This window comes from Bacillus sp. 37MA, from assembly GCF_000372765.1.
GTDB classification, from domain to species: Bacteria; Bacillota; Bacilli; order Bacillales; family Domibacillaceae; genus Domibacillus; species Domibacillus aminovorans.
This window is the reverse complement of the sequence record NZ_KB889752.1, coordinates 205,575-230,976: the sequence shown is the minus strand read 5'-3', so window position 1 is coordinate 230,976 and position 25,402 is coordinate 205,575. Positions and strand designations below refer to the sequence as shown.

Below are 25,402 nucleotides of genomic sequence, written 5' to 3'. Positions count from 1 at the left end.
CTCATCATAAAAACAGGCACAATCTTTGTGAAACAAAAGATTGTGCCTGTTTGGTCGTATATTCCCAATAAATTAACCGATACAATTACAACATAATTGCCATTACGTTGCATTTAGAATACTGTCCATGTAAACCCTGTTTTTTATTTGACACGAGATAGCAAGATTATTTTTTAACAAGTTTTGATGGATTGTTTATTTTGAACGATGCCGGTTCATTTAAGACAAACTCTTCTTCTACCTCTTTCCCTTTTGGCAATTTCTTTTTCACTATTTTTCCGTCAAATTCAATTCTTTCTCCCGGTTGCAGCTCCATTTTTTTCAATGTTTTACTGTGACTGCACCAAGCAAGACCAACGTCAATTGGATTTTCTTGCTCAATTTGAACTTGATCCAATACTACGACTTCATCATTTTCCTCATTGAAATGATTCCAACTGAGGGCAAACTGTTTTACTGTTGCTGTAAAGTGAACCTTCTCTACCGGCAATTCGATTTTTGTTTGTTCAGCTTTCTTTGATTTTGGATCTGAAGGCTGTGGCGCTGTATCGGACATTCCTTTCTTTGTACTTTCTGCTTTCGGCTTTTCAGTTGGCGGTGTTGAAGAAGAGGGAAGTTCTTCAGCATCTGCCTTATTTACTTTGTCTTCTTTCCCGAAATTGGATGATTGCATATCTTTTAAGTAGTCTGGGAAAATGCAGCTTAAATGGCCATCTTGAAATTCAATAACAAGCGTATTAAATGTGTTTGAAACACCAAACTCCTCATATCCTTTAATCGTGACAAGGCGTTGATAAGTTTTATCTTTGTACCAAAACTTTTTTTTCACTTCTTTTGTGGAGGAAAGCCCCCACTCCCTTACTTTTTCTGCATAATGGTTATCATTTTGAAACAGTTGGTATTCTCCTTTTGGAGAAATATAATGTGTCAAATTGGACTCTTCGATGTGAGGATATATAATCGCCATATTTATACTTCCTTTCTTTTTCGTTTATATTAAAAACTTTAACCGTCATTTATGTTTTATTCAATACAATCTATTCACCCAAAACATTGCATCAACTCCCCGCTTCCCCATATACAAAAAAAAGCCTGCAGACATCGCCTTAAAAATGAAGACTTTGTCTACAAGCTGCTGTTTACAAAAGGGACTTTTGCGAACGGAAAGATGATATATATTGATGTCTGGATTTATTTTTAATTGCGTAAAACGTATCATGAGTTTTAAACACCGAGCTTTTAGCATAGGAGTAGAAGCTAATCGAAAACCTTAGCAAAAAGTCTCACGCAACTTTATATCCATCTTCAAACAGCTGCGCGCGTCAAGATGAAAAAACCTTTGTGAAGCTTTGAAAGCTAGGAAGAACGTTTTTTTTACAGCTTAAGAGCGCTCAATTTCTTGAGGTTCCTCTTTTCCGTTTTTATTTAAAAACTTCTTTTCAATCTCTTCCTTATTCCCGTAAAGAAAAAGATCATCCCCAGCCTGAATGCTTTCATTATACATCGTGTTTCGAATGTTTATTTCACCTCGCTTAATAAAGAGCAGCTTAATATCTTCTTCTTTTTCAAACAGGTCCAATATCTCTGTTCCTACAAGATCAGAGTCTTCCTCTATAGCGACTTCTGTCACGACATCATTTTCATCCAAGTATAAGGCGTCTTTGATCGGAAGTTCAGATATGTCGAGATTTTTATGCATTTCATAATCAAATTTCCTCTGGAATTTATTTTGTAGAAAAGGGATTTTGCCAATAAGCAGGATAATAAGCAGAACAGTATTAATCACAAGTAACTCGGTTAAGCGTAAATCATTTGATAACATATTCGTAATAGCGGAGATAATCACCGCAAGGGAAAAAGCACCAAATAAAATTAAAAAGGCACTAATTTTTCTTCGAATAGGGTGATCAATAATTAATTGGGACTCATCCGTTGTAAATCCGGTTCCTGTCAGCATGGAAATGACTTGATAACGGGAAACCGGCTTCTCAAGACCCGTGAACTTAAACATAATGACCGAAGTCTCAATAACAAGTAAAATAATCAGCAGGTATAGAAGGATAAAAAGCATTTCCACTACCGTTTCCCCTTCTTTCTTCAATATATTCATCTACAAAAGAATACCCTTTTAGCTTTTAATAAAACAAAGTATGTATTGGAGATAATAGAATAAATTGTCTCCCTAAAAAAGTTTAATTTGAAGAATGCTTCGAAAAATGAAACAGGGGTATCTAAATAAAGAATGGATGAAAAAATTTTAAACTTATATAGAAATGAATGGAGATGCTCGTATGCTGCATGTGAAAATAGATGATTCTGTCTCGCTTTATTACCACGTCAAAGGAAAAGGAAAACCCATTGTCTTTATCCATCCGCCGGTTATCGGACATAAAGTTTTTAAACATCAGGAAGAGCTGGCAGATCGCTATCAAACGATTTTTTACGATCTTCGAGGTCATGGACAGAGCACAGCTGGAAATGCACGTTTATCGATTCCCCTTTTAACGGAAGATTTAAAAAAGCTGCTTGATGAAATCGGGATTAGCAAAGCTGTTGTTTGCGCTTTCTCAAATGGCGGCACGGTTGCACAAGATTTTGCTTTACAGTATCCGGAGCGGACAGAAGCATTAATTTTGTCCGGAGGGTACTCCGAAGTGAATAGTTTCTCCCTAAAAAGCACCATTAAACTTGGCATGACTTTTGCTAAACTAAATCAAATTCCGCTTATCGCTAAAGTGCTGGCAAAAACGCACAAAGTCACAAAAGAAGATGAAGAAGAATTTTTCCAGTATGCCTGCAAAGCCAATCCTCAGCGTGTCTATGAATTTTGTAAGGCAGGGCTTTCCTATTCATCCACGGAACGGCTTCACCAATTAAAAATACCCGTTCTCCTCGTCTATGGTTCAAATGAAAAAACGATGCATCATTACCGCAAGCCTTTTCAAGAGGCGTCTGCCTATGTAAAAGTGAATTACATAAAGGGTGCTTTTCATGAAGTTCCACCGCGGCATTTTAGGGAGTTTAATGAGGCGATCCACCGATTTTTGCAGCAAGCAGGCACCTCTGATCCAACGGAGGAACTGATCTTAACTTAAGCTGAACATTAACAAAAAAAAGCCGACAACCCATATGCCCTTTTGAAAAAAAGTAGATAGTATACTTTCAATCACATTCAAGCCAAAATACACAATCAGCCTCTCCCTTCACCTACAATATACGATGAAGGATCAATAAAGTAACGTTTAGGGATTAGATGATCTTTTCCTCAAAAATAAAGAAATCTCTCTGGTGTTACCAGAGAGATTGTTTGTCAAGACCGCGTTTCAGGAAAATGCTGAAGTCGGCCCGTTTGATCGGCTCGGCCGGGCGGAAGGTGCCGTCCGGGAAGCCGAGTGTGATGCCGGCTTCAGCGAGTGCATTGATCGAGCTATATGAAAATGTGCCGGATGGGTTATCCGGAAAGTAATTTTTTGTTGTTTCAGAGAGTTTCAGTGCCCGCTTTAAAACGGCGGCCATTTCTGCGCGGGTCAGTTCCGCCTGCGGGTCAAATTTTTGTCCGGTACGGCCCAGCATAATACCTGCTTCTGCAACAGCCGCAATGCTGCCGAACGATGCGTATGTTTTTGGCACGTCAGTGAATTCTGGATCTTTCACTCGATCAACCGGCAAGTCTAGCGCCCGTTGAATCATAATCGCAGCCTGCACCCGCGTTAATGTCGTCTGCGGCTTGAACGTGCCGTCCGGAAAACCACTGATAATCGCTTTATCAACGAGTGACGCAATGTCTGCTTCAGCCCGGAAGCCGACCGGTACGTCGCGGAACAGCTCTTCTTTATAAGACGTGCCGTACACCGATTTCAGCGCATCGATATACACGCCCGGGTTTGTGATGGAAATAGAAACGAGTTTCACCCAATTGCTTTGAATCGGTACAGATACGTATTTCCACCCATTCCATGTGACCGTACCGAATGAAGCAGTGTGTGCCACGCCGTTTACATCTAAAAACGTACCGGTCACCTGTGCGTAATCCGCCTGTCCATATACGCGCATGCTCACAAAGCTTGGACTATTTGCCAGTGTGATTGGCTGAGTAGCCTTGACTGTGCTGTCCACTTTCAAAGCGCGGCTGCCGTCATACGCCACATTATTGACAGATGGCACAGACCACGTATTTGTTTCAAATGAATCGAGTAAAACCGCTTTGTTTTCCGGTGCTGCTTTGACGGTGACCGGCAGTTTTGCTTCCGCTGTGCCTTTTTTCACCGAAATGTAGCCTGTCCTCGCTTTCGTTGCGGTAAATGTCGTACCGGATACGGTGCCGACGTCTGACGTGATCTGGACATTTTCAATTTTGATCGGATTGCCGTATTCGTCCATGATGGATTCAATGACAATGTCCACCGACTCGCCGATGTCCAGCTCCCCGTCAAACGATTTTTTCGCGTTAATCGTCGTCGGTACGCCTTTTGGCGCCGTGGTCATGGCCATTAAAATGGTAGACACCGGACGTTCGAATCCGAAGTCGGACGGCTTGTTTTGGATCGTCACCGCAAAATCACCTGGTTTACGTGCAAGCATCGTCGTAGAACCCCCGCCATCCATGTTCAGTGCCCGATCATAGCCGAGTGATTGGATGTACACAGCAAATTCGGATAAACTCATGCCGGCGCTGTAGCCGGACTGCCGTCCATCGACCGTAATGAACGCCACTTTGTCTCCTGTTTTGTCAATGGCAACGGCGGTACGCGGCGCCCGCTCTCTCGCCCGCGCACTATTCGGATCCATGCTAAGCGCCATTTTTCCGTCTTTGACAAGCATCGGGCCGCTGCCGATCATAAATTCAGCATTCTGCCAGTTTTCATCAATATTCGTGGATACCGAAACTGTATCACCGATTTTCATGTTGAGCAGCGCTTCTGTTTTCGTGCCATGTGCGGACAACACAAAGCCGTCCGCTGGGATTTTTGCGCCATTTATTTCTCCATACGGCCGGAAACCAACGACTTTCCCGGTTATGCTTTCGCCAAAACGCAAAGACGGATCAGCTCCTGCTCCTGACACAATCACTTCATACCCATATGGATTCGTTACTGTTGTTCCATCTGAAAAATTCGGTGTGTATACCATCATCGTATTCAGACTGCGCTGCCCATTATGACCTGCTATCGTACCTGTTTGGCCACTGTGCGTATATGTAAAAGTAGTCGTGTATTCATCAATCTGCCCTTTGCCGTTTTTGTTCATACCGAACGCAAGCGGGACATTCACAAATTGGTCTATTCCCGACTCGATTGTGCCGCCATTGACAAGATGATTGTCGATTGCCACGAAATAAAGCGGCATTGGCTGACGGTTGAAAAAGGAGCCATTAATCGCCCCTATGACTTCATTCCCTTCCTGACTTGCTTCAAGCGCCTGCTTCGATGTCTGGATTAATTGATTCAAAGGATCCGGCACGCTCGCTTTTATTTTCGTATACGGGTCGGCCGCATCAATCTCCATGACTCTGATAGATTGCTTCGTTGTTCCCTCTTCTACAATCTCCGTATAGGTCACACCATTTGAAACCGCAAACTCGTCTGTCACGGCTGCTGATGCGAGAGATGGGAAGACTAGCATTAAGACTAACAGCCAGATTTGAAACCTTTTCATGGAAGCATTCCCTCCTTTTTGAAGCTAGTATAGCATAGTTAAGGAGGGGAAAATGATAGAATCATATCGTTTAGATAAGAAAAAAGGAAAGTCCTCCGACACGCTAACGCATCGAGGGACCGATTTTAGCAGAATGCTTATTCAACAACACTAATCATGAGCCATGGTATAAAAAGTAACTGTTTCATCTAAGGCATCTTTAGTTAAGATTGAACCATCCTATTTTTTGTATTAATACGGGTAATATGGATAAGGCGGATAAGGTCGATAGTATGGGTATGGATATGGAGGATACGGAAAAAACGGGAAAAATGGGAAAAACGGGAACAAGGGTGGTCTTAGTCTTCGTCTGGGATGATAATACGGCAGCTGTACTTCTGCTGCATCCTCTAAATAATTATCTTCGCTTAATGACAAGAATTCTTCTTCTGATTGTAAACTTTGCTCATCCAAAATAAGGACCTCCCTTATATTTTTCACTTTCCCCTTTACCTTATTCAACTCCTTCGAAAGTGGTGATAAACGTATCGGATAAGTTCTGGTTTAACGCTTATTTCTCTTTTTATTAGTTCTTCCGGCTCTCGTCCCAGGCTGGTATCTATTTCTACAATTTCGTATCGTTCCAGTCCGTCAGGCATATACAAACCGCCTACTCATTTTGATGTTCGATACCTCCTCCCTCTTTCAATTTCATCATCTCCTTGTCCTTTGTATTGCACCATTTCATCCTCTTCAACCCTTTCCTATTGGACAAATGGAGATGTTGTATATTTTCCTCTTAATACACTTGTTTCGCCAAGCAAATCACTACAATATGCTCCTATGTGTTGTCTGCCGTGTCACCTTTATAAATCTTTGAATACAGTGTACTAAATTGTGAAAAGGAGGGGATTTTTTTGCCGAAAAGGAAAGGGAAAGGCCGCAAGGTAACAACTACTACAACTGGTTGTACAACGACTGATACTACTACAACTGACGCTACTACAACTGGTTGTACAACGACTGATACTACTACAACTGACACTACTACAACTGACACTACTACAACTGACGCTACTACAACTGATACTACTACAACTGGCACTACTACAACTGGCACTACTACAACTGACGCTACTACAACTGATACTACTACAACTGACGCTACTACAACTGACGCTACTACAACTGACGCTACTACAACTGACGCTACTACAACTGATACTACTACAACTGATACTACTACAACTGGTTGTACAACGACTGATACTACTACAACTGACGCTACTACAACTGGTTGTACAACAACTGGTTGTACAACGACTGATACTACTACAACTGACGCTACTACAACTGGTTGTACAACAACTGGTTGTACAACGACTGATACTACTACAACTGACGCTACTACAACTGACGCTACTACAACTGATACTACTACAACTGATACTACTACAACTGATACTACTACAACTGATACTACTACAACTGATACTACTACAACTGATTGTACGTCGACTAAAAGAGTACGTAAAAGACGCAATACTCGGAAAGGCTAAATCAATAATAGTGTGGACCAAACAAGAAATCGTCTAAACGAAAAAAACCAAGGGATACGTTCCTTGGTTTTTTTGTAGAGGTCTTTAAATGTATGTCCTTATTAAAATCACTTTGTTTATGAGCTGCGTACAATGGTGATAGTAGCTGCCAGTACAGATACAGCGTGAGTGTATCATTTTATCACCCTATAGAAAGGAAAGAGAAGATATGTCCTATCTTATTCCCTCTTACTTTTTGATCATCAAAGAAGAGGATCTAGAAGAACTGCGGAGCGATTTATGGAATGATGACCCCGTTCCTGCCTATTTAAAAGTGGAAAACGTCACCTATGATATCGATATTGCCTACCGGGGGTCTTATACGCGAAAATTTCGCAAAAGATCTTACTGGATCGGGTTCGTCAAACCAGAACATTGTTCCGGATCTCGTGAAATTCATCTCAATGCAGAGTACAAGGATCCCTCTCTTATCCGAAATAAACTTTCTTTCGACTTCTTCCAAGACCTTGGTGTTTTATCGCCACACAGCCAACATATTAATTTAATCCGAAATGACTCTTCTAAAGGTGTCTATCTGCAACTAGAATCCGTGGATGATTTATTCTTGAAAAAGAGAGGCCTTCCTTTAGGTCCTATTTATTATGCTGTCAACAATAATGCTAATTTTTCCCTAACAAGAGATGAGAAGCGCAAAGAGTCGCTTCTTTCAGGTTATAAACGAGCGTTTGGAAACCCATCAGACGATGATTTCCTCCATGAATTAATAGATAAAATCAACACCACCCACCTCTCTAAATACCCTAATGAAATTTCTCAGTATCTCAATGTTGATAAATATTTACGCTGGTTTGCTGGAGCCGTCTGCACAATGAACAATGACGGGTTCACTCATAACTATGCACTGTACCGCAATAGTGAGACAGGTTTGTTCGAAATCATTCCTTGGGATTATGATGCAACTTGGGGACGAAAAGTCGACGGTGGAGTCATGCGTTACGATTACGTACCTATAGAAGGAAAGAAAGCCAACAACCTTTGCCATCTCCTCCTGCAGGTACCAGAATTTCGCAAACTTTACCGAAACATATTGGAGGAAATTTTGGAAACTATATTTACAGTCGAACATTTGGAAACCAAAGTAATTTCTCTGCATCAAGCTCTAAGACCACATGTCCTTTCTGATCCTTATAAAAAGAAAACGATCGATATATTCGAGGGCGAACCCGAGTTTATCTTTCAATTCATTCGCGATCGCAATAGCTATTTGAAAAAGCACTTAGTGGATTTTGATTAAAAGAATTCTCTCCTATTTATTCTAAGAAAAGCCATCATTTATCACCTGATGTTAGCAAAGAAAAAGCAGAAAGCCATTTGGCTCTCTGCTCACTTTTATACGGCTATTCCTACTGTTCCAAGCAAATGTTTGTGCCATACTTAACACTTGAAACAGTTCAAGTCGTAGTTCTTGCCCTTTCTGTTGAGCGTCATCAAGTACAGTGTCCGGAATAGATAAAAGTACATTACGACGGTCATCTTCATTTAAAAAAGATCGTAAAAAAAGACATACAGACAAAAATCTGCATGTCTTTTAATGTTACCTCACTGTCCGACTAAATCCTAAAAGAGCTCCGTAAGAATGGATCTATAAACTAATCTGTTTTTTTATAACGACGACCCCATGATCTTTTTACCTCTTGGCTGGGAGCTGTATTGGTCGGGCTCCAAGGTAATACCGATTTGATCAAAATTAAAGTTTTGTGCAAGTTGATAGATTAACATTCCTTCCCCACTTTTACCCGGCTTAAAAATCCCGGCATTCTCCCGCTCACCGTTTTTTAATAGCCATACCTGGTACACTTCCGAACCTTCCAATCGTGGCAAATTATCGACTTGTACGACTAACCTTTTCGTCTTACCTTGCTGCAAAATAAACGCGTAGCCATTTGTATCCCCGTTTGTTTGCTCGGTACCTTGTAATGAGAGTGTGGATAAAATCTCAATGGGAACAGAGTTTATTTTCCCGTCTTCTCTCGGATCGTTTTGCCATTGCACAGTCATAATGATCATTCCTATAATGCCCAGCATGATTCCAGTTGCTATAGGGGTAAACTGTCTTTGAAGAAAGCGGCTCCATTCTTTTACCTTCCCTTGGATGGTCTTCCTCGCACTTTTTTTATCATTGTCGAAAACAAAATCCATCACTTCTGCCTTTAAGGATGCAGGAACTTCTTTCTCTTCAAAGTCCAATTGCAATGAATTCCAGACTTCTGTCATTTGTTCATACTCCCTTGAGCATTTCTGGCAATGCTGTATATGCTCCGTGAATTTTCTTTTTTCTTTTGCATCCAATCCATCTGCTATAAATGAAATCAGGTTTTCACAATCTCTGCTCATCTACAAATCCCTCACTTCTAAATGCTTCTTTATTTGCTTGAGAGACTGATGAAGCCTGCTCTTGATTGTTCCTACCGGCTCGTTTTCAATTTTCGCAATTTCTGTTAAAGAATAGCCTTTCCAGTATAGTAAATCAATCAACCTTTTTTGTGATATATTTAACTTGCTTTTTGCTTCAGCCACTTCATTGAAAATCAATCTCTTCTCAATTTCATTGTTCGGATCAGCGGTTTCACTTGACCGGCTCGGATCTAGTTGAGAATTGTTTTGAGTATGAAGACTATCTTTACGGATGTAATCCACACAAACATTGCGGGTAACGGTCAGAAGCCAATTGGCAAAACTTCCTTTTAATGGATCATGATTACTTTTTGTCGTCCAAAGCTTTAAAAAAACTAACTGAACAATTTCTTTTGATTTATCTTCATTGCCATTTGTAAATTTAAATACAAAGCTATAAATCAATTTAATGTAGCGCTCATAAAGTTCTTCTAGGGCAGGACGATGCTTTTTGTTTACTAATATCATTAACTCGTCATCACGTTTTTTCTTCAATCGTACCTGCACTCCTCACCATTAATATTATTCATATTGATTGATTGACTCAATCTTACATATTAAGACAGGAACTATCACCGCTGTGAAAGTTCCTGTTGCTTTTGTATTTATTTAAAGGCTGTTTCACTGTTTACAATAAACCAAACATCTTTTACGCCCTGTCCATTTACGTCGCCCTCTTTTTTGTCGTTTCCAAAGTAGTAAAGAGGGAATCCTTTGTACGTTACTTGCTCCACTCCGGTATCTTCTCTTTTAATTGTTCCAAAGTCTTCTATATCAAAATTATCTGGAACTGCCAATTTCTTTGCAGTAAATGGGGGCCAGTTTGCTAAACAATCACCCGTGCAATTGCTTTTTCCAGGCTCGTCTTTTTTAAAATAATAGAGCGTCAGTCCCTTTGAATCAGCAAAATATTCACCTATTGCTTCATTCTCCAACAATTGTACCGTTGCGGCTTTTTCCTCTTTAACAGCCGTTTCCTTTGTGGAATCCATCTTGGTTTGAGTTTCTTTTACAGTTCCTTTGTCTTCATTTCCACAGGCGGCTAAAAACACAGCTGCACAAATTGATACAATCCACATCCATTTTTTCACTTTAATCTCTCCCTATATTTTTTATTATTTCCATCCCCATTTTTGAAAAACCTGATGCGAAGATTCTGTTTTTAAGTATTCAATAAACTGTTTTGATTCTTTTTTATTGTCAGAACTGCTTGTGATACTTACAGGAGTTCCCCTATATAACTTATCTTCCTCTGGAAATTGGACTAGGTCCGTCTCGTTTTTTAGCCGGTAATGCCAAGATTCGTATGTAATCCAAGCATCGTATTTTGAATTAGCCTTCCAAAGTTCAATCGCCTCGGCACTTGTTTTCACAGAAACAGCTATGTTGCGGTCAATCCCAGAAATAAGCCCTTTTCTTCCAGCTAAGTCTTCCCATAGTCCAAGCTGGCCCGCGCCATTGACATCAATGATTTTGACGCCACTTTTCGCTAAATCCTCCAATGATTGAATGTTCTTTGGATTCCCCTTTCTGACCAAAATACCTGCCGCCCTAGGATACAGCTCTGTACGTGTTTTTTCATCAATCATACCAGGATATTTGAGCATAATGTCACGAAGCATATACTCAGAACCTCCGTAAATAATATCGGCATCCTGTTTGGCTTGATCAATCCACTTTGCTTCCGGTCCTCCTATTACATTTACGTTTATTCCTGTTTCCTTTTTAAACTGTTTCGCGAGCTCTTCCATCGGTCCCAGAGGTCCACCTGGTCCGTAAACATTCACAACCTCATTGTTATTTTGCCTGGCTTGTGCCTGTTTCCAATTCACAGCTTCCGAAAAACCCAGCAGTATCATCGTCATTAAAAGGAATCCCGTAATAAAAACCGTTTTATTCATTTCCATCTGCCTCTCCTTTCAAGTTTTTATCTGTCTCACTATAGGTAACGAGATAATTCGCAAAACGGTTTGAAACAATTTATTTTTTTTGAAACAATTTTCACAAAACAGATTCTGCGGTATCTTTTCCACCTAAAAAAGCATTCTTTTTTCGTGACCATCGCAGCTTCTTCTCTTGAATAAATAGCCCTAAACGGTGGAAACACAAAAAACCCGGAATTGGACTTTTTTAAAGTGTCCACTATTCAGGGTGCCGTTCAAACATATAAGAAATTGACTTTTTTAAGGTTAAAATCTTCTTACTGTACAAAACAATCTTCAAGACGTTAGCAAAGAAAAAGCAGAAAGCCATTTGGCTCTCTGCTCACTTTTATACGGCCGTTCCTACTGTTCCAGGCAATTGTGGATAATCAAATTTTTCGTTTGTTATATTATAGCTTGTCGTAATCGATGTTTGTTCGTAGTTAAATGGCACTTCAATGATATTCTCCAAATCGTCAATGAGCAGAACGCCTTTTTTTCCGTCCAAATCATAATTTTTATGCTGAATCGTCAATGTCTTGCGGTCCGCTGATAGTGTGGATAAAGTCGGCTCAAAATCCGTCTCCGATCCATCTTCTAATTTAACTGAAAAGTAGAAGAAATCCGCTACATCCGTCGGTTTATATTCAGCCGGGACTGCTTCTGTTAAGACAATTTGGGTAGATGTAGCCGATATTACCTTCGCACTTTCAATAGTTGGATAATAGAAGTTGTCGAACATGAACAAGATTGTATTGTATAACAAGTTTGAAAACTCACCGCGTGTAATATTAAGATGTGTTCCGTATGACGTCGGTGTCTTGCCGCTCGTAATCTCAGCGCCATAAAGGGCTTCAATATAAGGGGTAAACACACCACCTACGTCTGTGAATGGTGTTTCCGTTTCATACTCCTGCAAATCGAACCCGAGTACAAGAAACTTTGCCATGGCACCACGGCTCAATGTATCGTTAGGCTTAAATTCTGTTTTCGTCACTCCGGAAATAATGCCTATTTCTGCTAGTGCATTAACTGAACCTTTAACCCGGCTGTTTAAATCTTTAAACCCTGCATCCGGTGCGTTTTCTGTATCCACTCCGATAGCGTTGGCTAAAATAACGGCTGCATCCCCGCGCGTTAATTGCTGCTGGGTACCAAATTTTGTAGATGATATCCCCTTGATAATTTCATTTTCATATAGAAAACTGACGGCTTCATCATAATTTGCACCTACATCTGTAAATGAATGGACAGATGCTGCACTGGCAGGTGCTGAAACACTAACAGCGGCAATAGTAACAGCCGTTGCTGCTGTAAAAAATTTATATTTATTCATGGTATTGAACCCCTAACTTGAAGTATTTCAATGATTGTACCATTAAACTATTTAACCGTAAATAGCTTGTTAGATAGACTAATACAAACAGTTATGATTATCCATATTTAAATTCGTTTTTCTGCAGATTTTAATACAGAATAGCTTAAAGAAGAAGCGCATCAACATTTGCAGTCTTAATAACACAGTCAATTATAGAACTATTTATGTTTGGATTTACAGTTGCAATTGAAGTTCTAAGCTAATAACCATTTTCATTACAATTAGAGTCGTTTCCTAATATCATAATGAATAAATGGATTATTAAAAATGTAATACGGTGTTCATCTTCCGTTCATGTTCGTTTCGTAAACTGAAACGTGTAAGTAAATAGAAGTTATTTTTTCTATATAAAAATTAGGGGGATATTTATGAAGAGAGGAAACTTAGTACTTATACGATTTTCAGCATTATTTTCTGTTATAGGAGCCTTTTTAGGCGCACATATGGCTGGCTCTGGATCCTATGCGTTTCGTCCTATTCATGCGCATATTCTTGTAGTCGGGTGGTTAACATTATTTGCGTGGGGTGTTTATTATGAAATATTCACTATCACGTCAAAAAAACTAGCTGTCGGGCATACGTGGACTGCCATTATCGGCACTACCGGTTTAGTGCTAGGCATGTGGGTTTACTATTTAAAGCCGTTTGATTTCTCTGAAGGATTATCTTTAGGTCTCTATATCGGGGGAGGCGTTACTTTATTAATTAGCTTCATTCTCTTTTTCATCACCACTTTTTTTATAACTAAAAAAGAAGACAAATAACTACTTGGAAATCCTGATACGGTAAGCGAACAAAAAGAAGCTGATTTCTCCAAACTTAAAGTAAGGAAGAATTAGCTTCTGTTTTCTAGTGAGGATCGTTTGAAGATCTCATTCGACGTGTTTTTCGGACTTCGTTTCCTTAACTTTCGTCGCCTAAAATAGCGATCGGATTAAACACTTCATAATGGATGTTTTCTTCCGGTACACCCCATTGATGTAATGTTCGATTCATTGCTTCCATGAAAGGAATCGGTCCGCAGAAATAAAAAGTGGCTTCTTTTGACGGAAGGATAGACTGCAGTAAGTCCAAATCCACATATCCTGCTTTATCAAACTGACGAGAAGCTTGATCCTCCTCGGTTGGCGAATCATAGCACACAACCGATTTTACATTTTCATGATGATTCGTTAATTGCTTAACATGCTCTTTAAAAGCGTGTGTACGGCTGTTTATGGTAGCATGGATAAACGTAACTTGACGTTGGGGTTGCTTTTCCACCATTGTGTTTAACATACTAAGCAATGGTGTCACGCCAATTCCTCCGCTAATCAAGACAACCGGTACATCATTGTGATCGAGCATGAAGTCACCAGCAGGAGCGGAAAATGAAAGAACATCTCCGACTTGGATCTGTTCATGTAAATAGGTAGAGACGATTCCTGCAGGAGCATCCCCGTATGCATCTTCCCGTTTCACACTAATTCGGTAATACTCTTTTCCAGGTGAATCAGAAAGACTATAATGACGAATATGAGTATATTTTTCACCAGGGATATTTGCTTTAATTGTTAAATATTGTCCTGCTCTATAGGAAGAAATCGTTTGCCCGTCTTTCGGCTTCAAATAAAAAGATGTGACTGTGTCGCTTTCTTCTACCTTTTTATCAATTAAAAAGTCCCGGAAACCTTCCCATCCACCAAGCTGATGTTCCGTTTCATCATAGAGATTGCTTTCAATGCTAATAAAAGCGTCGGCGATGTAACCATAAGCCTGCCCCCATGCATCAATAATCTCGTCTGTCGCTGCATCACCAAGTACATCTTTCACTGCTTCAAGTAACGTTTCACCTACAATGGGGTACTGCTCGGGCACAATTCCGATGGCACGATGTTTCTCGGTAATCCTTTTGATCACTGGCATGATCGCTTCTAAGTTGGTAATATGTTCTCCTGCAGCGTAAACAGCGTAGCCCAATGCTTCCTGCTGGATTCCTCTTTTTTGATTTGTTTGGTTAAAAAGGTTATACAAATCAGGCGCTTTTGAAAATAGGAGTTCATAAAATCTTTTTCCTATTTGCTTACTATGTTCTTTCAAAACAGGTGCTGTTGATTGGACGATTTCAACGGTTTTCATATCAAGCATGTTTGTTTACCCACCTCAAGTATTGAAGTTAATTTCCCAATTTAACATCTCCAACTGAAGGTAAAATTAAACACCCATTATTTCGAAAGGCTATCTACAGTTGTTCATCGGTGCTAGAAAATTAAAAACACTTGAAACGGATTATCCTGCATTAGCAAAAATGAAAATTTTTTATTGAATTCCCGCTTTACGAAAAAAATAAAATATAATTCCATAAACATGAATGAAAATGAGACTTATTATCAATACTATAGGAAACAAAGGGTAACCAAATGAATGGTTACCCTAAAAAAATTAAACTTCCGGTACAAACGTTTTGCAATCTGTTTCTTCACTGTTAGATGCTTGTTTGCCTTTATGGTTGACGACATAAATGGAATCGGCCTCACATTTGTTTCCTGAACTCCAGTGCTTGCAGTTGTTGACTTCACAAAGAACATCCTTCGCCATCGTATCACACCTCCTTCTTTGTTAACATGAACAAATTGGAGGTCGTTGATACCTTTTATTTTTATCCATCGTATTCAAACGGAGTATATGCAGCGACAAATAAACCGACTGTAAAAGTATGTGGAAATAATTCCTTATTTTTTATTTAAAGTAAACAAATAATTATACTTCGTTGCATGCTTCAACTCATCGGTAATAATCTCAAATAACATATGTTGATATATACCTTCAGGTAAACATTGCTTGATTTTTCGATACTTTTCTACAGCCTTTAACTCCCCAAATAATGCCTTTTTTATCCCATCGATATAGTTCGTCGGTTTTTCAAACTGCTCTCCATTCACGCTTTGAACCTCTTGATCTGTAAAATAACGGTAAATCATTCTAAACATTTGATTATGTTTTTTCTCATCATCCCTTATAGAAGCAATAATCTCTTTCTCTTCTTGAGTTGGTGCAATAGAGATTAAATATTGATAAAAAAGTTCATCTTCTCGTTCACCCTGCACGGATTCTTTTATAAGCTGTAAGGCTGTTTGCAGACACTGTTGAGTATAATCCAACTCTTGAATCGTTGTCCCTTGAACTGGCATGTATCCTACATATGGATAATGGTATGATTGATACATGAGCGATTCCCCCTCATTTAAAATGAACATAGATAGTGTATTCACCGTTTTTTATTTGGGTGATTAAACTAATTATTTTCGATAGCCTAAAACCCCTTAGGATCTATCTGTTCTTACTTTGGAATTCAAATTTGATAACTGACAAAATAAAACGCTTGGCATAAGGACCCAAGCGCTCTTTATAAAAATTCACATCACTCATACTTAATATATAAATCCAGTTTTTATACGACTCAAATTGTTTCAGTAGAATATTTGAAATAGTTTTCAAATTCATGATTGGACAATGGTTTACTGAATAAAAAACCCTGCCCTTGACTGCAGCCATCCTCACTCAAGGCAATCAACTGTTCTTGGCTTTCAATCCCTTCAGCAATCACATTTAAGTTCAGTGTTTGTGCGATGTCCATGATCGCCTTGACAATCGCCTGGCTTTCCTTGTTTTGATGAATGTCCCGAATAAAAGAAGCATCAATTTTCAAAGTATCTACGGGAAGATGCTTGATGTAACTGAACGAACTGTACCCTGTTCCAAAATCATCGATAGATATATGAACGCCTAACTCTCTAATTTCTTGCAGGATGACTACTGCTTGATCGATATCTGTAAAAATACTTTCCGTAATCTCAAGCTCCAGCCACTCTGGCTCCAATCCGGTCTCATTTAAAATCCCTTTTATCTTGTCTAATAAGTTAGATTGATAAAATTGTCGGGTAGACAAATTAATCGATACTCTTAGTGGGGGATAGCCTTGATTCTGCCAATCTTTATTTTGCTTGCATCCTTGACGAAGCACCCATTCCCCGAGAGGAAGGATCAATCCTGTTTCTTCAGCTACCGGGATAAACTTGCCAGGTGATATCCTCCCCAATTCTGGATGATTCCAACGAACAAGGGCTTCCATGCCGATTAACTGTCCGCTGGTAAGATTCATTTTAGGCTGGTACTCAATGTAAAATTGCTTCTGTTGTATGGCTTTTTTCAATTCATTTTCTAATAGAATCCGTTCCAATGATCGTTCTTCCATATCTGGATGGAAGAACAAATACCCGTTCCGTCCTTGTTCTTTAACAGCATATAGAGCCATGTCTGCTCGTTTTAATAGTTCATCCACATCCTTTCCATCTGAGGGGAAGAGAGAAATACCGATACTACAAGAGAGGTTGTATACCTTTCCTCCAGACTCTATCGGTACTTGGAAACTGTCTTTGATCCTTTGAGCAATGGTTTCCACCCTCTCTGTATCCGACACATTTGTCAACAAAATGGTAAACTCATCCCCTCCTATACGAGCAACCAAGTCTGTTGAGTGAAGACACTCCTTAATCTGCTTGGCTGTTTCGATCAGAATAAGATCACCAATTTCGTGCCCATAAGAATCATTAATATGTTTAAATCGATCGACGTCAACAAACATGACGGCTAGTTGTGATCGAACAGAATTGGCTTGATTGACTTCTTTACGCAAACAATCCATAAAGAGTCTTCGATTTGGTAATTCAGTCAATGTATCATGGTAAGCTAAATGATAAATCGTTTGCTCTGTCTTTTTCCTTTCGGTTATATCCCGCATAACTAGCACTAAATTTTTCACAATTCCAAATGGGTCAAAAATAGAATTAACCTTCGCTTCCACATCAATATAATTTCCACTTTTCGCTAGGATACGGAATTCTAATTGGGAAGACCCTTTTCCTTTTGTAATCATGTCTTGAATACTGTCAATGACACTTTGACGATCCTCTTCGTGTACCCATTGAAATAAAGGACTAGACTCCATCTCTACCAAATCGTGCCCTAATAGAACCGTGTGAGATGGAGATATGTATAATAGATTCCCCTCTTCATCAATCGTTGAAATCAGATCTGACGAATTTTCAGTGATTAACCGATACTTTTCCTCACTTTTCCGTACTTCTTCTTCCATTTTTTTTCGAGGACTGATATCATTTCGTATCGAGATATATTGATACGGTTTTCCCCGATCATTTAAAAATGGCACAATGGTTGTATCTACCCAATAAAATGAACCATCTTTAGCCTTATTACGTATTTCTCCACGCCAAATATCTCCTGCTCCAATCGTGGCCCACATATTCTTGATAAAATCTCGAGAATGATAGCCTGAATTTAAAATCCGATGATCTTGTCCCAATATTTCTTCCTGTTCATATTGAGAGATTTCACAGAATTGGTCATTAGCATAAAGGATAACCCCGCGCTGATCCGTCATAGCCACAATCGATGATCGATCCAAAGCATACTTAACATCAGCCAGTTCCTTCAAAATATCGTCCATTTCTTCCTTATTCTCGTGCCTTATTGGTTCAGGCACCGTTACCGATCTTTTTTTTCCCATTTTTATCACCTATGACATTTAATTTAATAGTATTTTCAGAGAAATATACTTGATTAAATAAAAAAACCGACCTATTAAAAATAGCAGGGTCGGTTGCACTACTTGCTCCCAGTCATCCAAAGTGCCCACATACAGATGGCTGTTCATCGCTTCCATAATCAAGTTGTTTAATTTTGTTAAAAAGTAGCCCTATTGTAAAACTATACCTTGATTATAGCTATTGAAGTCCGAAAGTCAATAAATTAAGTAGTATATTATACCCAACCAATAGGCGAACATCAGCTTTACAACAGGTGGCCATACGGGTGAAGTCGTATTCTTATATTCTTACGGACCTTCAAGACCAACAGGATTAGTTGAAAATACGGATACTGCCAAAACAATGGCCAAGTTTATGGACTTTGATCTAAATCAATTAACAAAACAACTATATACGAATGCGAAAGACGCCTTAGAAAAGAAAGGATTTACAACGCGTATTGACTAACAGGTCCAAATAACCCCGTATTTGTAGCTGAAAAAGGAATCCAGAAAGTAGAGCTTCCAGCAAATAAAAACATCGTCATCCAAACAACAAAGAAATCAACTCAACAAAAAGAAGTTAATGGGACAGACTTTTACATTTCTGAAAGTGCATTAAAGCTAGTAAAATAATCTCTCTGCTCTACTCATAGGGCCATAATCAGAAAAGAACCCACGAATATCTAAGGGTTCTTTTCTTTCTATCCATGTAGATAGCGTTTATTCTTTTCGATTCTCTTTCTTTTTGGCTGGCAACAACGATCACCATTCTTTTCTTCTAGCATCACTTGAATGGCTTCTTCAAAATTGTGAATACTTCCACCAAACCCCGATTGAAATTGTTTCGCCTTTTTTACAGATTCGAAAGTAATCACCTGTGGCTGACAAGAATTAAGATGAATATCTGAATTTATTACATATGTGGCGATCTTGGCGCTGATCATTGTATCCTTTAAAAAATCATAGCAAATGATTTGGGAAACTTCTTTTCCTATTTGTTGATATCGAAGTAAACCACAATGTGCGCAGCATGTGTGCTCAATTCGTTGATTTAATTTGATGAGTTGAACAGATAATCTCGTGTTTGACTGTTTATTGCAATACGAACAAACGTAAGAGGATACATGGGTTTTTTTAGGAAGATAATAAATCCCATTCAATGATTTTAAGATCAACTGCTGTTCCACTAGTGGCTTAATGTCACTGTAAACGGTTGCTGTAGACACAGTTAACCGCTTACTAATTTCAGAAACCCGCAAAGCACCCTCTTCTTCCATCCATATTAAAATTTGTTGTTGTCGTTCTCTCGGCAGCATTTGATCCCTCCATCCCTTTTTATCGATTACATGACATTCCTAAGATCGTCATTTTCAAACAAGTTTAACAGGTGCTGTGTATACGGATGCCTTTCCACTGAAAACAATTGCTCCCTGGCGCAATCATCTACGATTTGTCCATTTTTCATGACCAACACCCGATTGCACATAAAATGAACGGCGGATAGATCATGAGAGATAAATATATACGAAAATCCCAGCTTCTCCTGCAAATCTTTCAATAAGTTCAGAATTTCCGCCTGAATGATCGTATCCAAACTAGATGTTGGCTCATCTAGCACAATGAACGTCGGTTCGATACTGATCGCTCTCGCAATAGACACCCTTTGTTTTTGTTCCGCTTAGTTCATGTGGGTATTGGTGCAGAACCGTTTCTGAAAGACCGACATGTTGTAATAGTCGTTCGGCCGTTTCACTTCGACTCAATTTGCTATCACCCAGAAACGAAAGGGTCTTATTTTTCAATTGATCAAGGGGTTCCATAAGAGAGTCCATCACTTTCAGTCGTGGATTCAAAGCAGCGGAAGGATTTTGAAACACGGCTTGATTGCGGCCTCTGATCGCCCGAAAAGCGGCGTTATTACGTTTATGGATTGGAATACCTTGAAACCAAGTTTCCCCTGCATCTGTCTATATAATAAAATCGAACACAATGATCTGTGATGGACCGTCATTCAAATAAATATCTTTATTTTGTTGCTCAGTCAAAAGATTTTACGGCGTGTCATTTCAGACGCATCTACTTTTTACTAGTGTGGAAAATCTCAAACTCTGTTCTACTTATGTTAAAAAATGTTTTATTTTTTTGTTTTCAAAAAATAGGACGCCTCTATTCTTTTAGTAGGGTTTACATTCATCTTTTAACATATGTTCCATAAATTCATTGCTGTGTCTGTCTTTTAGATGTTACTCAAATGCTTTCATTCTGTCATTATCATAAATTGAACTAACTTTTATATATTGTAAAAAACGGTGCTAATTGTTTTTTTATAACATTTAGTAACACAACAGAAAAATACGGTGCTTGATATCGTTTACTGATCGTGGTTTCATGCCTCCTTTCTTTCATTAGAATGGGGCTTTCTTATCTATCTTCCATGATCTATCATCTATGAATCTTATACGTGATGACAAATCATGCAGGAAGGTCATATTATAGACTAATGTAAAAAACAAAAGCTGTTCTCAAAGAAAAAGAATTGCTTCATATTTTTGATTCCTAAGGAGGTTAATTAATTGAATCATCGGACTTATCTTGCTTTAGCTTTCCCACTCACCATCTCAACTATGACACCCCCCTTACTAGGAGCAGTAGATACAGCAGTGGTTGGACAACTGCCTAATCCAGCTTATATCGGAGGAGTGGTTGTAGGAACTATGATTTTTAATACAATGTACTGGCTATTCGGATTTTTAAGAGTCAGTACATCTGGTTTTGCTGCTCAAGCGAACGGTGCAAACAATGATCTTCAAAGAATATCCATCCAAATTTTAATCGAGGTACCTAAGATTAATAAAGCTAACACGGCTTGTAGTATTTTCGTATTCACCTTTTGTCCAGCCTTTGCTCCTAAAGGAGAAGCTAGTAAACTAGCGACAATCATGATAGCTGCTGGGCCATAAAGAACCTGGTCGGTCGTGATTTTACCGATCGTGGCGCCAATCGAGGAAATAAAGGTAATTGCAAGTGAAGTAGCAATGGTCATTCTTGTTGGAATTTTTAAGACGACCAACATAATAGGTACGAGGACAAAAGCTCCTGCTGCACCAACGACTCCTGCTCCGATTCCAACGATGAAGGCCAACCCCGCCGCTACCCATTTATTAAACGTAACCTGATCAAGTGGGATATCATCGATCCCTTTTTTCGGGAAAAACATCAAAATAGCCGCAATTATGGCCAATATTCCATACACAAGATTGATGTCCCCTTCTGACATCATGCCAGAACTATAACCGCCGATGAAGCTTCCAATTAAAATACTTGCTCCCATATAGATAATCAGGGTTTTGTTCAAATAACCTCCTTTTCGGTATGCCCACACCCCTGCGATGGCGGCGAAAAAAACTTGAATGGCACTAATTCCAGATACCTCATGGGCACTGAACGCCGCCATTCCAAGTATCGGGGGAATATACAAAAGCATCGGATATTTAATGATCGAACCGCCGATCCCGACCATACCTGAAATAAAGGAACCGATAAAACCAATCAAGAAAATAGTGATGATAATATGAAGAGCCATACGTTCCTCCTCCTTTCAAAAAAAGAGAAAGGGTATCTAACTGATACCCTTTTCCTGATCAGCCTTTAGCCATTTTATTTTACTTCCATGCTTTTATCGAATGGCACAACGGTTTGGTCCAATTTCCATTTCACGTTGTTTTTCTTCATCCGGCTCGACTTTACCCATGTTCGTTTCGCGGATTTCCTGATAAGCATTTGGTTGTGGCGGCAGGTGACCGGTTACCATCTCTCTGAACGCCGCTTCATCTTCTATATTCAATCCGTGATTTTTTTCAAACAGCGTTCCTAACTTTTCCGATACACTGCCGTCATCATTCAGCTCTTCCATGATCATAAAGTGAGCTGGTAAAACGATAAGATCATCTGATAATTCTTTGTAACGTGTGTAGAGTGTTTCTCTCAAATCTCTAACCCAGTCCTCTGCCAGTCCAGCTAAGTCAGGTCTTCCGATTGAATCAATAAACAGAATGTCACCTGACAGTAAATAGGAGTCATCTACGATAAAGGAAGTAGACCCAATCGTATGTCCTGGGGAATACAATGGATGAATCTTGATCGTCGTATTACCAATCGTTACATCTTGGCCTTCTTCCAGTGGCTGATAATCAAATGTTACGTCCTGCGCATCCTTTGGCGGGAGCCAGTAAGTGGCATTTGTTGTTTCTGCGATCTTTCTGCCGCCTGAAATGTGATCAGCGTGAAGATGCGTATCAAAAACATGGGTGATTTTAGCGCCAATTTCTTGAACGAAATCTATATATACATCGCTCATACGCGTCGAATCAATAAGAGCTGCTTCCCCATTTGATACGATCATATAAGAGAGACAACCTTTGCCAATACGAACAAACTGATACAGCTCTCCGCCATCTTTTAAATCACCGACTTTAACGGGCTCTAAATGTTCACCCCAGACTTTCATCCCCCCTTTAAGATAAGAAACAGTTCGGCCTGCCTCTGACAGCATATCGGCTACCATGATAGATGAGCCTTCTTTAGCACACACAACCAACACTTCCTTATCTGCAGGAACTTGATCCAACATTTCTTCGACTCCATCCAGCAGATCAAAATAAGGGATGTTTAAGGATTGAATATTTTCTCCTTCTATTTTCCAATCTTGGAAGGCCTCTTCGTTCCGAACATCTAAAATAAAGAATGGCTCTTTATTAATGACTTTTTTTGTGACTTCTTTTGCTGTCAATGAATTTACTGGCACACCTATTACCTCCTGGGGTATAATTTCGTTCAAAATTTTTTCATTTTTGAGCTTAAAATGTTAAACGCCTTATATGCATTAAACAATCCACCATTTACATGTAATAATCGCTTCTTTTATACTCGTGCTTTTCCTCCTTCACTTATTTATTCCGTTTTCCCTGTCCAATCTCGCATTCCAGGCAATACATTGATTAATTTTTTAAATCCTTGTTTCGCCATGGTTCGTGCGGCTAATTCGCTTCTTCTTCCAGAATGGCAGATGACATAAATTTCATCTTCTTTATTTAACTCGTCGGAACGTTGTTCTACCTCACCGAGTGGAATATGAATGACACCCCCAATATGCCTCTCTTCATATTCATCCCGTTCACGAACATCCAAGATCGTCATTTTTTCATCGCTTTCTACTTTTTCTTTAAAGCTCTTTAATGATATTTCAGGAATAACAGTCGTTTCTGATGCTGTATTTCCGCCCGCTTTACGTAAGAAGTGACGGAGAATATCTCCTTCTGTTTCTGTTCCTAAATACTCGTGTCCTGAACTTTTCGCCCATGCTTGCAAGTCGGCTGTTGAGCCTTTATCAGTCGCCTGTATTTCTAATACTTGGCCCGACTCTAATTTATTTATCGTTTTTTTAGTTTTAATAATGGGCATTGGGCACGCAAGCCCTTTTGCGTCTAATACATGATTTGGTTCAATCATTGTGTTTCCTCCTTATCAACAACACCCTATGGGGTATTTAAAATAGTAAAAAAATAATACAGTTGAACCTTGCTACTCATTCATACCGTCCATCCTGTTAATGATTTTATATCCGGGGTCTTTAAAAAGATTTACTGCTATTATTCATTTGCTTTTTGCTGCCTTGCTTAGATAAATAAATTTACATTTCCATCTTCAGCGTCTGCTAAATAGGCGGCTACACCTGCATATTCAATTCTATCCAGCAATTCTTTCTGCTGCAAACCAAGCAAATCCATTGTCATTGTGCAGGCAATTAACTTCACATCCTGTTCCTGCGCCATCTCAATCAATTGAGGAAGCGTCATAGCATTGTGTTTTTTTATTACATGCTTGATCATTTTTGGTCCCATTCCAGCAAAGTTCATATTTGATAAACCCATTTTGTCCGCACCTCGCGGCATCATTTTCGTAAACATCTTTTCAAGGAATCCTTTTTTCAAGGTCAATAGCTCATCTTTACGTAATGCATTCAATCCCCAAAATGTATGAAAAATAGTTACCTCGTGATCATAAGCGGCTGCGCCATTTGCGATGATATACGCCGCCATTGCCTTGTCATAATCACCGCTGAATAAAATAATCGTTGTTTTTTTCTTCTGTTCGGTCATGATGAAGCCCCCTTATCTCCTTTTACTTATACTCGTATGGGTATATATTTAAGTAAAAAAATTAGCCTTTTTGAATGTAAAATGTGAATACATCTTCTTCTTCTTTTGAATTTAGAAGCGTGTGCCCCATTGATTTTGCCCAAGCTGTTAAATCACTTTTTGCACCTTTATCTGTTGTTTGAACTTCTAAAATTTGTCCTGCTTCCAGCTGGTTCATGGCTTTCTTCGTTTTCACGATGGGCATTGGACATGCAAGCCCTTTTGCATCTAGTATTTGATCTACGTTCATTTGTTTTCCCTCCGCTCCCTTTAATATACCCAAAAGGGTATATTAAAGGATTGACAATCATTCGTCAACCCTTAGATTTTTTCTTTTTTTATCTGCTTTTAACAAGTAAGTCTACGGCTTCTTTCACAAGATTATCTGTATCTCTTCCTGCTTCAATATTCTCTCTAAGACACTGTTCCAAGTTCTTGCTGACAATGACCCCCATTGCCCGATCAATCGCACTTCGTGTAGCGGATAATTGAGTCACAACATCACGGCAGTCCTTTTCTTCCTCAATCATTTTCAATACCCCTCTGATTTGCCCTTCAATTCGTTTTAAACGGTTTTCAATTTTTTTATCGTATGTCATAACAAATATCTCCTTTTTGTTTTGTATTCGATTGGCGGTTTTTAAGTGAATAACATACTGACTAAGGAAGAA

At 39.2% G+C, this 25,402-nt stretch carries 25 protein-coding genes, 1 pseudogene and 1 riboswitch; of the genes and pseudogenes, 4 read left to right on the top strand and 22 right to left on the bottom strand.

The genetic code is table 11. The features are described 5' to 3' along the window. Nucleotides 1-166 precede the first annotated feature (166 nt). Together A3M5_RS0101295 and A3M5_RS0101285 are read right to left on the bottom strand one after the other, a co-directional pair. A complete protein-coding gene (locus tag A3M5_RS0101295; protein ID WP_018391944.1) occupies nt 167-967 on the bottom strand; it encodes a hypothetical protein in 801 nt (266 codons plus the stop codon). Nucleotides 968-1,381: 414 nt separating this feature from the next. Further along, entirely contained in the window at nt 1,382-2,071 is a 690-nt protein-coding gene (locus A3M5_RS0101285; protein ID WP_231373255.1) for a TrkA C-terminal domain-containing protein, read from the bottom strand. 220 nt (nt 2,072-2,291) lie between these two features. On the opposite strand from A3M5_RS0101285, the gene A3M5_RS21960 reads away from it, so the two are divergent. After that, nucleotides 2,292-3,095, top strand: a complete 804-nt coding sequence (locus A3M5_RS21960) for an alpha/beta fold hydrolase (RefSeq protein WP_018391941.1) — start codon at nt 2,292-2,294, stop codon at nt 3,093-3,095. A gap of 196 nt (nt 3,096-3,291) precedes the next feature. Here A3M5_RS21960 and A3M5_RS0101275 read toward each other — a convergent pair whose 3' ends face one another. From A3M5_RS0101275 to A3M5_RS25050, 3 genes are all read right to left on the bottom strand, one after another. Continuing rightward, nucleotides 3,292-5,655, bottom strand: a complete 2,364-nt coding sequence (locus A3M5_RS0101275; protein WP_018391940.1) for a phosphodiester glycosidase family protein — start codon at nt 5,653-5,655, stop codon at nt 3,292-3,294. 231 nt (nt 5,656-5,886) lie between these two features. Next, a complete protein-coding gene (locus tag A3M5_RS24185) occupies nt 5,887-6,108 on the bottom strand; it encodes a hypothetical protein (protein WP_196803547.1) in 222 nt (73 codons plus the stop codon). A 367-nt stretch (nt 6,109-6,475) separates the two neighbouring features. Next, nucleotides 6,476-7,177 (bottom strand): hypothetical protein, encoded by a 702-nt coding sequence (locus tag A3M5_RS25050; RefSeq protein ID WP_155894648.1) that lies wholly within the window; start codon nt 7,175-7,177, stop codon nt 6,476-6,478. A gap of 224 nt (nt 7,178-7,401) precedes the next feature. Between A3M5_RS25050 and A3M5_RS0101250 the strand changes: the two genes are divergently transcribed. Continuing rightward, a complete protein-coding gene (locus tag A3M5_RS0101250; protein WP_018391935.1) occupies nt 7,402-8,487 on the top strand; it encodes a CotH kinase family protein in 1,086 nt (361 codons plus the stop codon). Nucleotides 8,488-8,855: 368 nt separating this feature from the next. Here the strand turns inward: A3M5_RS0101250 and A3M5_RS0101245 are convergent, their stop codons facing one another. The 5 genes from A3M5_RS0101245 to A3M5_RS0101225 form a co-directional block, all read right to left on the bottom strand. Then, nucleotides 8,856-9,587, bottom strand: coding sequence for an anti-sigma factor (locus A3M5_RS0101245; RefSeq protein WP_018391934.1), 732 nt, complete (start codon nt 9,585-9,587; stop codon nt 8,856-8,858). Then, complete coding sequence (locus A3M5_RS0101240; protein WP_018391933.1) at nt 9,588-10,142, bottom strand: RNA polymerase sigma factor; 555 nt, start codon at nt 10,140-10,142, stop codon at nt 9,588-9,590. It lies immediately after the preceding gene. 110 nt (nt 10,143-10,252) lie between these two features. Then, entirely contained in the window at nt 10,253-10,738 is a 486-nt protein-coding gene (locus A3M5_RS0101235; RefSeq protein WP_018391932.1) for a COG4315 family predicted lipoprotein, read from the bottom strand. Nucleotides 10,739-10,762: 24 nt separating this feature from the next. Next, entirely contained in the window at nt 10,763-11,548 is a 786-nt protein-coding gene (locus tag A3M5_RS0101230) for an extracellular solute-binding protein (protein WP_082193952.1), read from the bottom strand. Nucleotides 11,549-11,918: 370 nt separating this feature from the next. Next, nucleotides 11,919-12,905 (bottom strand): S-layer homology domain-containing protein, encoded by a 987-nt coding sequence (locus A3M5_RS0101225; protein WP_018391930.1) that lies wholly within the window; start codon nt 12,903-12,905, stop codon nt 11,919-11,921. A gap of 410 nt (nt 12,906-13,315) precedes the next feature. On the opposite strand from A3M5_RS0101225, the gene A3M5_RS0101220 reads away from it, so the two are divergent. Beyond that, nucleotides 13,316-13,711 carry a hypothetical protein gene (locus A3M5_RS0101220; RefSeq protein ID WP_018391929.1) on the top strand — a complete coding sequence of 132 codons (396 nt, stop codon included), beginning with the start codon at nt 13,316-13,318 and terminating at the stop codon, nt 13,709-13,711. Nucleotides 13,712-13,850: 139 nt separating this feature from the next. Here A3M5_RS0101220 and hmpA read toward each other — a convergent pair whose 3' ends face one another. The 6 genes from hmpA to A3M5_RS23550 all read right to left on the bottom strand — a co-directional run bounded on the left by hmpA (nt 13,851) and on the right by A3M5_RS23550 (nt 20,194). Beyond that, nucleotides 13,851-15,074: an NO-inducible flavohemoprotein gene (gene hmpA / locus A3M5_RS0101215; RefSeq protein ID WP_018391928.1), complete on the bottom strand. Its 1,224-nt coding sequence runs from the start codon at nt 15,072-15,074 to the stop codon at nt 13,851-13,853. Nucleotides 15,075-15,368: 294 nt separating this feature from the next. Next, nucleotides 15,369-15,524, bottom strand: a complete 156-nt coding sequence (locus A3M5_RS23970; protein WP_018391927.1) for a DUF1540 domain-containing protein — start codon at nt 15,522-15,524, stop codon at nt 15,369-15,371. Nucleotides 15,525-15,658: 134 nt separating this feature from the next. After that, nucleotides 15,659-16,153, bottom strand: a complete 495-nt coding sequence (locus tag A3M5_RS0101205; protein WP_018391926.1) for a ferritin-like domain-containing protein — start codon at nt 16,151-16,153, stop codon at nt 15,659-15,661. 233 nt (nt 16,154-16,386) lie between these two features. After that, nucleotides 16,387-18,513 carry a bifunctional diguanylate cyclase/phosphodiesterase gene (locus tag A3M5_RS0101200; protein ID WP_018391925.1) on the bottom strand — a complete coding sequence of 709 codons (2,127 nt, stop codon included), beginning with the start codon at nt 18,511-18,513 and terminating at the stop codon, nt 16,387-16,389. 78 nt (nt 18,514-18,591) lie between these two features. Continuing rightward, nucleotides 18,592-18,676, bottom strand: a riboswitch (cyclic di-GMP riboswitch). A gap of 559 nt (nt 18,677-19,235) precedes the next feature. Next, nucleotides 19,236-19,850: a DeoR family transcriptional regulator gene (locus tag A3M5_RS0101195; RefSeq protein ID WP_018391924.1), complete on the bottom strand. Its 615-nt coding sequence runs from the start codon at nt 19,848-19,850 to the stop codon at nt 19,236-19,238. 26 nt (nt 19,851-19,876) lie between these two features. Continuing rightward, nucleotides 19,877-20,194 carry an ATP-binding cassette domain-containing protein gene (locus tag A3M5_RS23550; protein WP_018391923.1) on the bottom strand — a complete coding sequence of 106 codons (318 nt, stop codon included), beginning with the start codon at nt 20,192-20,194 and terminating at the stop codon, nt 19,877-19,879. Nucleotides 20,195-21,107: 913 nt separating this feature from the next. On the opposite strand from A3M5_RS23550, the pseudogene A3M5_RS24180 reads away from it, so the two are divergent. Beyond that, a pseudogene (locus A3M5_RS24180) lies at nt 21,108-21,350 on the top strand (MATE family efflux transporter); the annotation flags it as partial. Here the strand turns inward: A3M5_RS24180 and A3M5_RS0101185 are convergent. The 6 genes from A3M5_RS0101185 to A3M5_RS0101160 all read right to left on the bottom strand — a co-directional run bounded on the left by A3M5_RS0101185 (nt 21,341) and on the right by A3M5_RS0101160 (nt 25,330). Next, on the bottom strand, nt 21,341-22,117 hold the full coding sequence (locus A3M5_RS0101185; RefSeq protein WP_018391922.1) for a sulfite exporter TauE/SafE family protein: 777 nt from the start codon (nt 22,115-22,117) through the stop codon (nt 21,341-21,343). The pseudogene A3M5_RS24180 and the gene A3M5_RS0101185 overlap by 10 nt on opposite strands. A gap of 93 nt (nt 22,118-22,210) precedes the next feature. Next, on the bottom strand, nt 22,211-23,338 hold the full coding sequence (locus A3M5_RS0101180) for an MBL fold metallo-hydrolase (RefSeq protein ID WP_018391921.1): 1,128 nt from the start codon (nt 23,336-23,338) through the stop codon (nt 22,211-22,213). Between the two features lie 146 nt (nt 23,339-23,484). After that, nucleotides 23,485-24,042, bottom strand: coding sequence for a sulfurtransferase TusA family protein (locus tag A3M5_RS0101175; RefSeq protein WP_018391920.1), 558 nt, complete (start codon nt 24,040-24,042; stop codon nt 23,485-23,487). A gap of 167 nt (nt 24,043-24,209) precedes the next feature. Continuing rightward, complete coding sequence (locus tag A3M5_RS0101170; RefSeq protein WP_018391919.1) at nt 24,210-24,692, bottom strand: DsrE/DsrF/DrsH-like family protein; 483 nt, start codon at nt 24,690-24,692, stop codon at nt 24,210-24,212. Nucleotides 24,693-24,753: 61 nt separating this feature from the next. Continuing rightward, on the bottom strand, nt 24,754-24,981 hold the full coding sequence (locus A3M5_RS0101165) for a sulfurtransferase TusA family protein (protein WP_018391918.1): 228 nt from the start codon (nt 24,979-24,981) through the stop codon (nt 24,754-24,756). A gap of 88 nt (nt 24,982-25,069) precedes the next feature. Further along, nucleotides 25,070-25,330, bottom strand: coding sequence for a metal-sensitive transcriptional regulator (locus A3M5_RS0101160; protein ID WP_018391917.1), 261 nt, complete (start codon nt 25,328-25,330; stop codon nt 25,070-25,072). Nucleotides 25,331-25,402 lie beyond the last annotated feature (72 nt).

Excerpts from the sequence above, each read along its gene's own strand:
- A3M5_RS0101285 (WP_231373255.1), bottom strand. The coding sequence starts at position 2,071 with ATGCTTTTTATCCTTCTATACCTGCTGATTATTTTACTTGTTATTGAG.
- A3M5_RS0101160 (WP_018391917.1), bottom strand. The coding sequence starts at position 25,330 with ATGACATACGATAAAAAAATTGAAAACCGTTTAAAACGAATTGAAGGG.
- A3M5_RS0101230 (WP_082193952.1), bottom strand. The coding sequence starts at position 11,548 with ATGAATAAAACGGTTTTTATTACGGGATTCCTTTTAATGACGATGATA.
- A3M5_RS0101220 (WP_018391929.1), top strand. The coding sequence starts at position 13,316 with ATGAAGAGAGGAAACTTAGTACTTATACGATTTTCAGCATTATTTTCT.
- A3M5_RS0101275 (WP_018391940.1), bottom strand. The coding sequence starts at position 5,655 with ATGAAAAGGTTTCAAATCTGGCTGTTAGTCTTAATGCTAGTCTTCCCA.
- A3M5_RS0101295 (WP_018391944.1), bottom strand. The coding sequence starts at position 967 with ATGGCGATTATATATCCTCACATCGAAGAGTCCAATTTGACACATTAT.
- A3M5_RS0101250 (WP_018391935.1), top strand. The coding sequence starts at position 7,402 with ATGTCCTATCTTATTCCCTCTTACTTTTTGATCATCAAAGAAGAGGAT.
- A3M5_RS21960 (WP_018391941.1), top strand. The coding sequence starts at position 2,292 with ATGCTGCATGTGAAAATAGATGATTCTGTCTCGCTTTATTACCACGTC.
- A3M5_RS0101170 (WP_018391919.1), bottom strand. The coding sequence starts at position 24,692 with ATGACCGAACAGAAGAAAAAAACAACGATTATTTTATTCAGCGGTGAT.
- A3M5_RS0101225 (WP_018391930.1), bottom strand. The coding sequence starts at position 12,905 with ATGAATAAATATAAATTTTTTACAGCAGCAACGGCTGTTACTATTGCC.
- A3M5_RS0101200 (WP_018391925.1), bottom strand. The coding sequence starts at position 18,513 with ATGGGAAAAAAAAGATCGGTAACGGTGCCTGAACCAATAAGGCACGAG.
- hmpA (WP_018391928.1), bottom strand. The coding sequence starts at position 15,074 with ATGCTTGATATGAAAACCGTTGAAATCGTCCAATCAACAGCACCTGTT.
- A3M5_RS0101185 (WP_018391922.1), bottom strand. The coding sequence starts at position 22,117 with ATGGCTCTTCATATTATCATCACTATTTTCTTGATTGGTTTTATCGGT.
- A3M5_RS23970 (WP_018391927.1), bottom strand. The coding sequence starts at position 15,524 with ATGGCGAAGGATGTTCTTTGTGAAGTCAACAACTGCAAGCACTGGAGT.
- A3M5_RS0101245 (WP_018391934.1), bottom strand. The coding sequence starts at position 9,587 with ATGAGCAGAGATTGTGAAAACCTGATTTCATTTATAGCAGATGGATTG.
- A3M5_RS0101205 (WP_018391926.1), bottom strand. The coding sequence starts at position 16,153 with ATGTATCAATCATACCATTATCCATATGTAGGATACATGCCAGTTCAA.
- A3M5_RS0101195 (WP_018391924.1), bottom strand. The coding sequence starts at position 19,850 with ATGCTGCCGAGAGAACGACAACAACAAATTTTAATATGGATGGAAGAA.
- A3M5_RS0101165 (WP_018391918.1), bottom strand. The coding sequence starts at position 24,981 with ATGAACGTAGATCAAATACTAGATGCAAAAGGGCTTGCATGTCCAATG.
- A3M5_RS0101175 (WP_018391920.1), bottom strand. The coding sequence starts at position 24,042 with ATGATTGAACCAAATCATGTATTAGACGCAAAAGGGCTTGCGTGCCCA.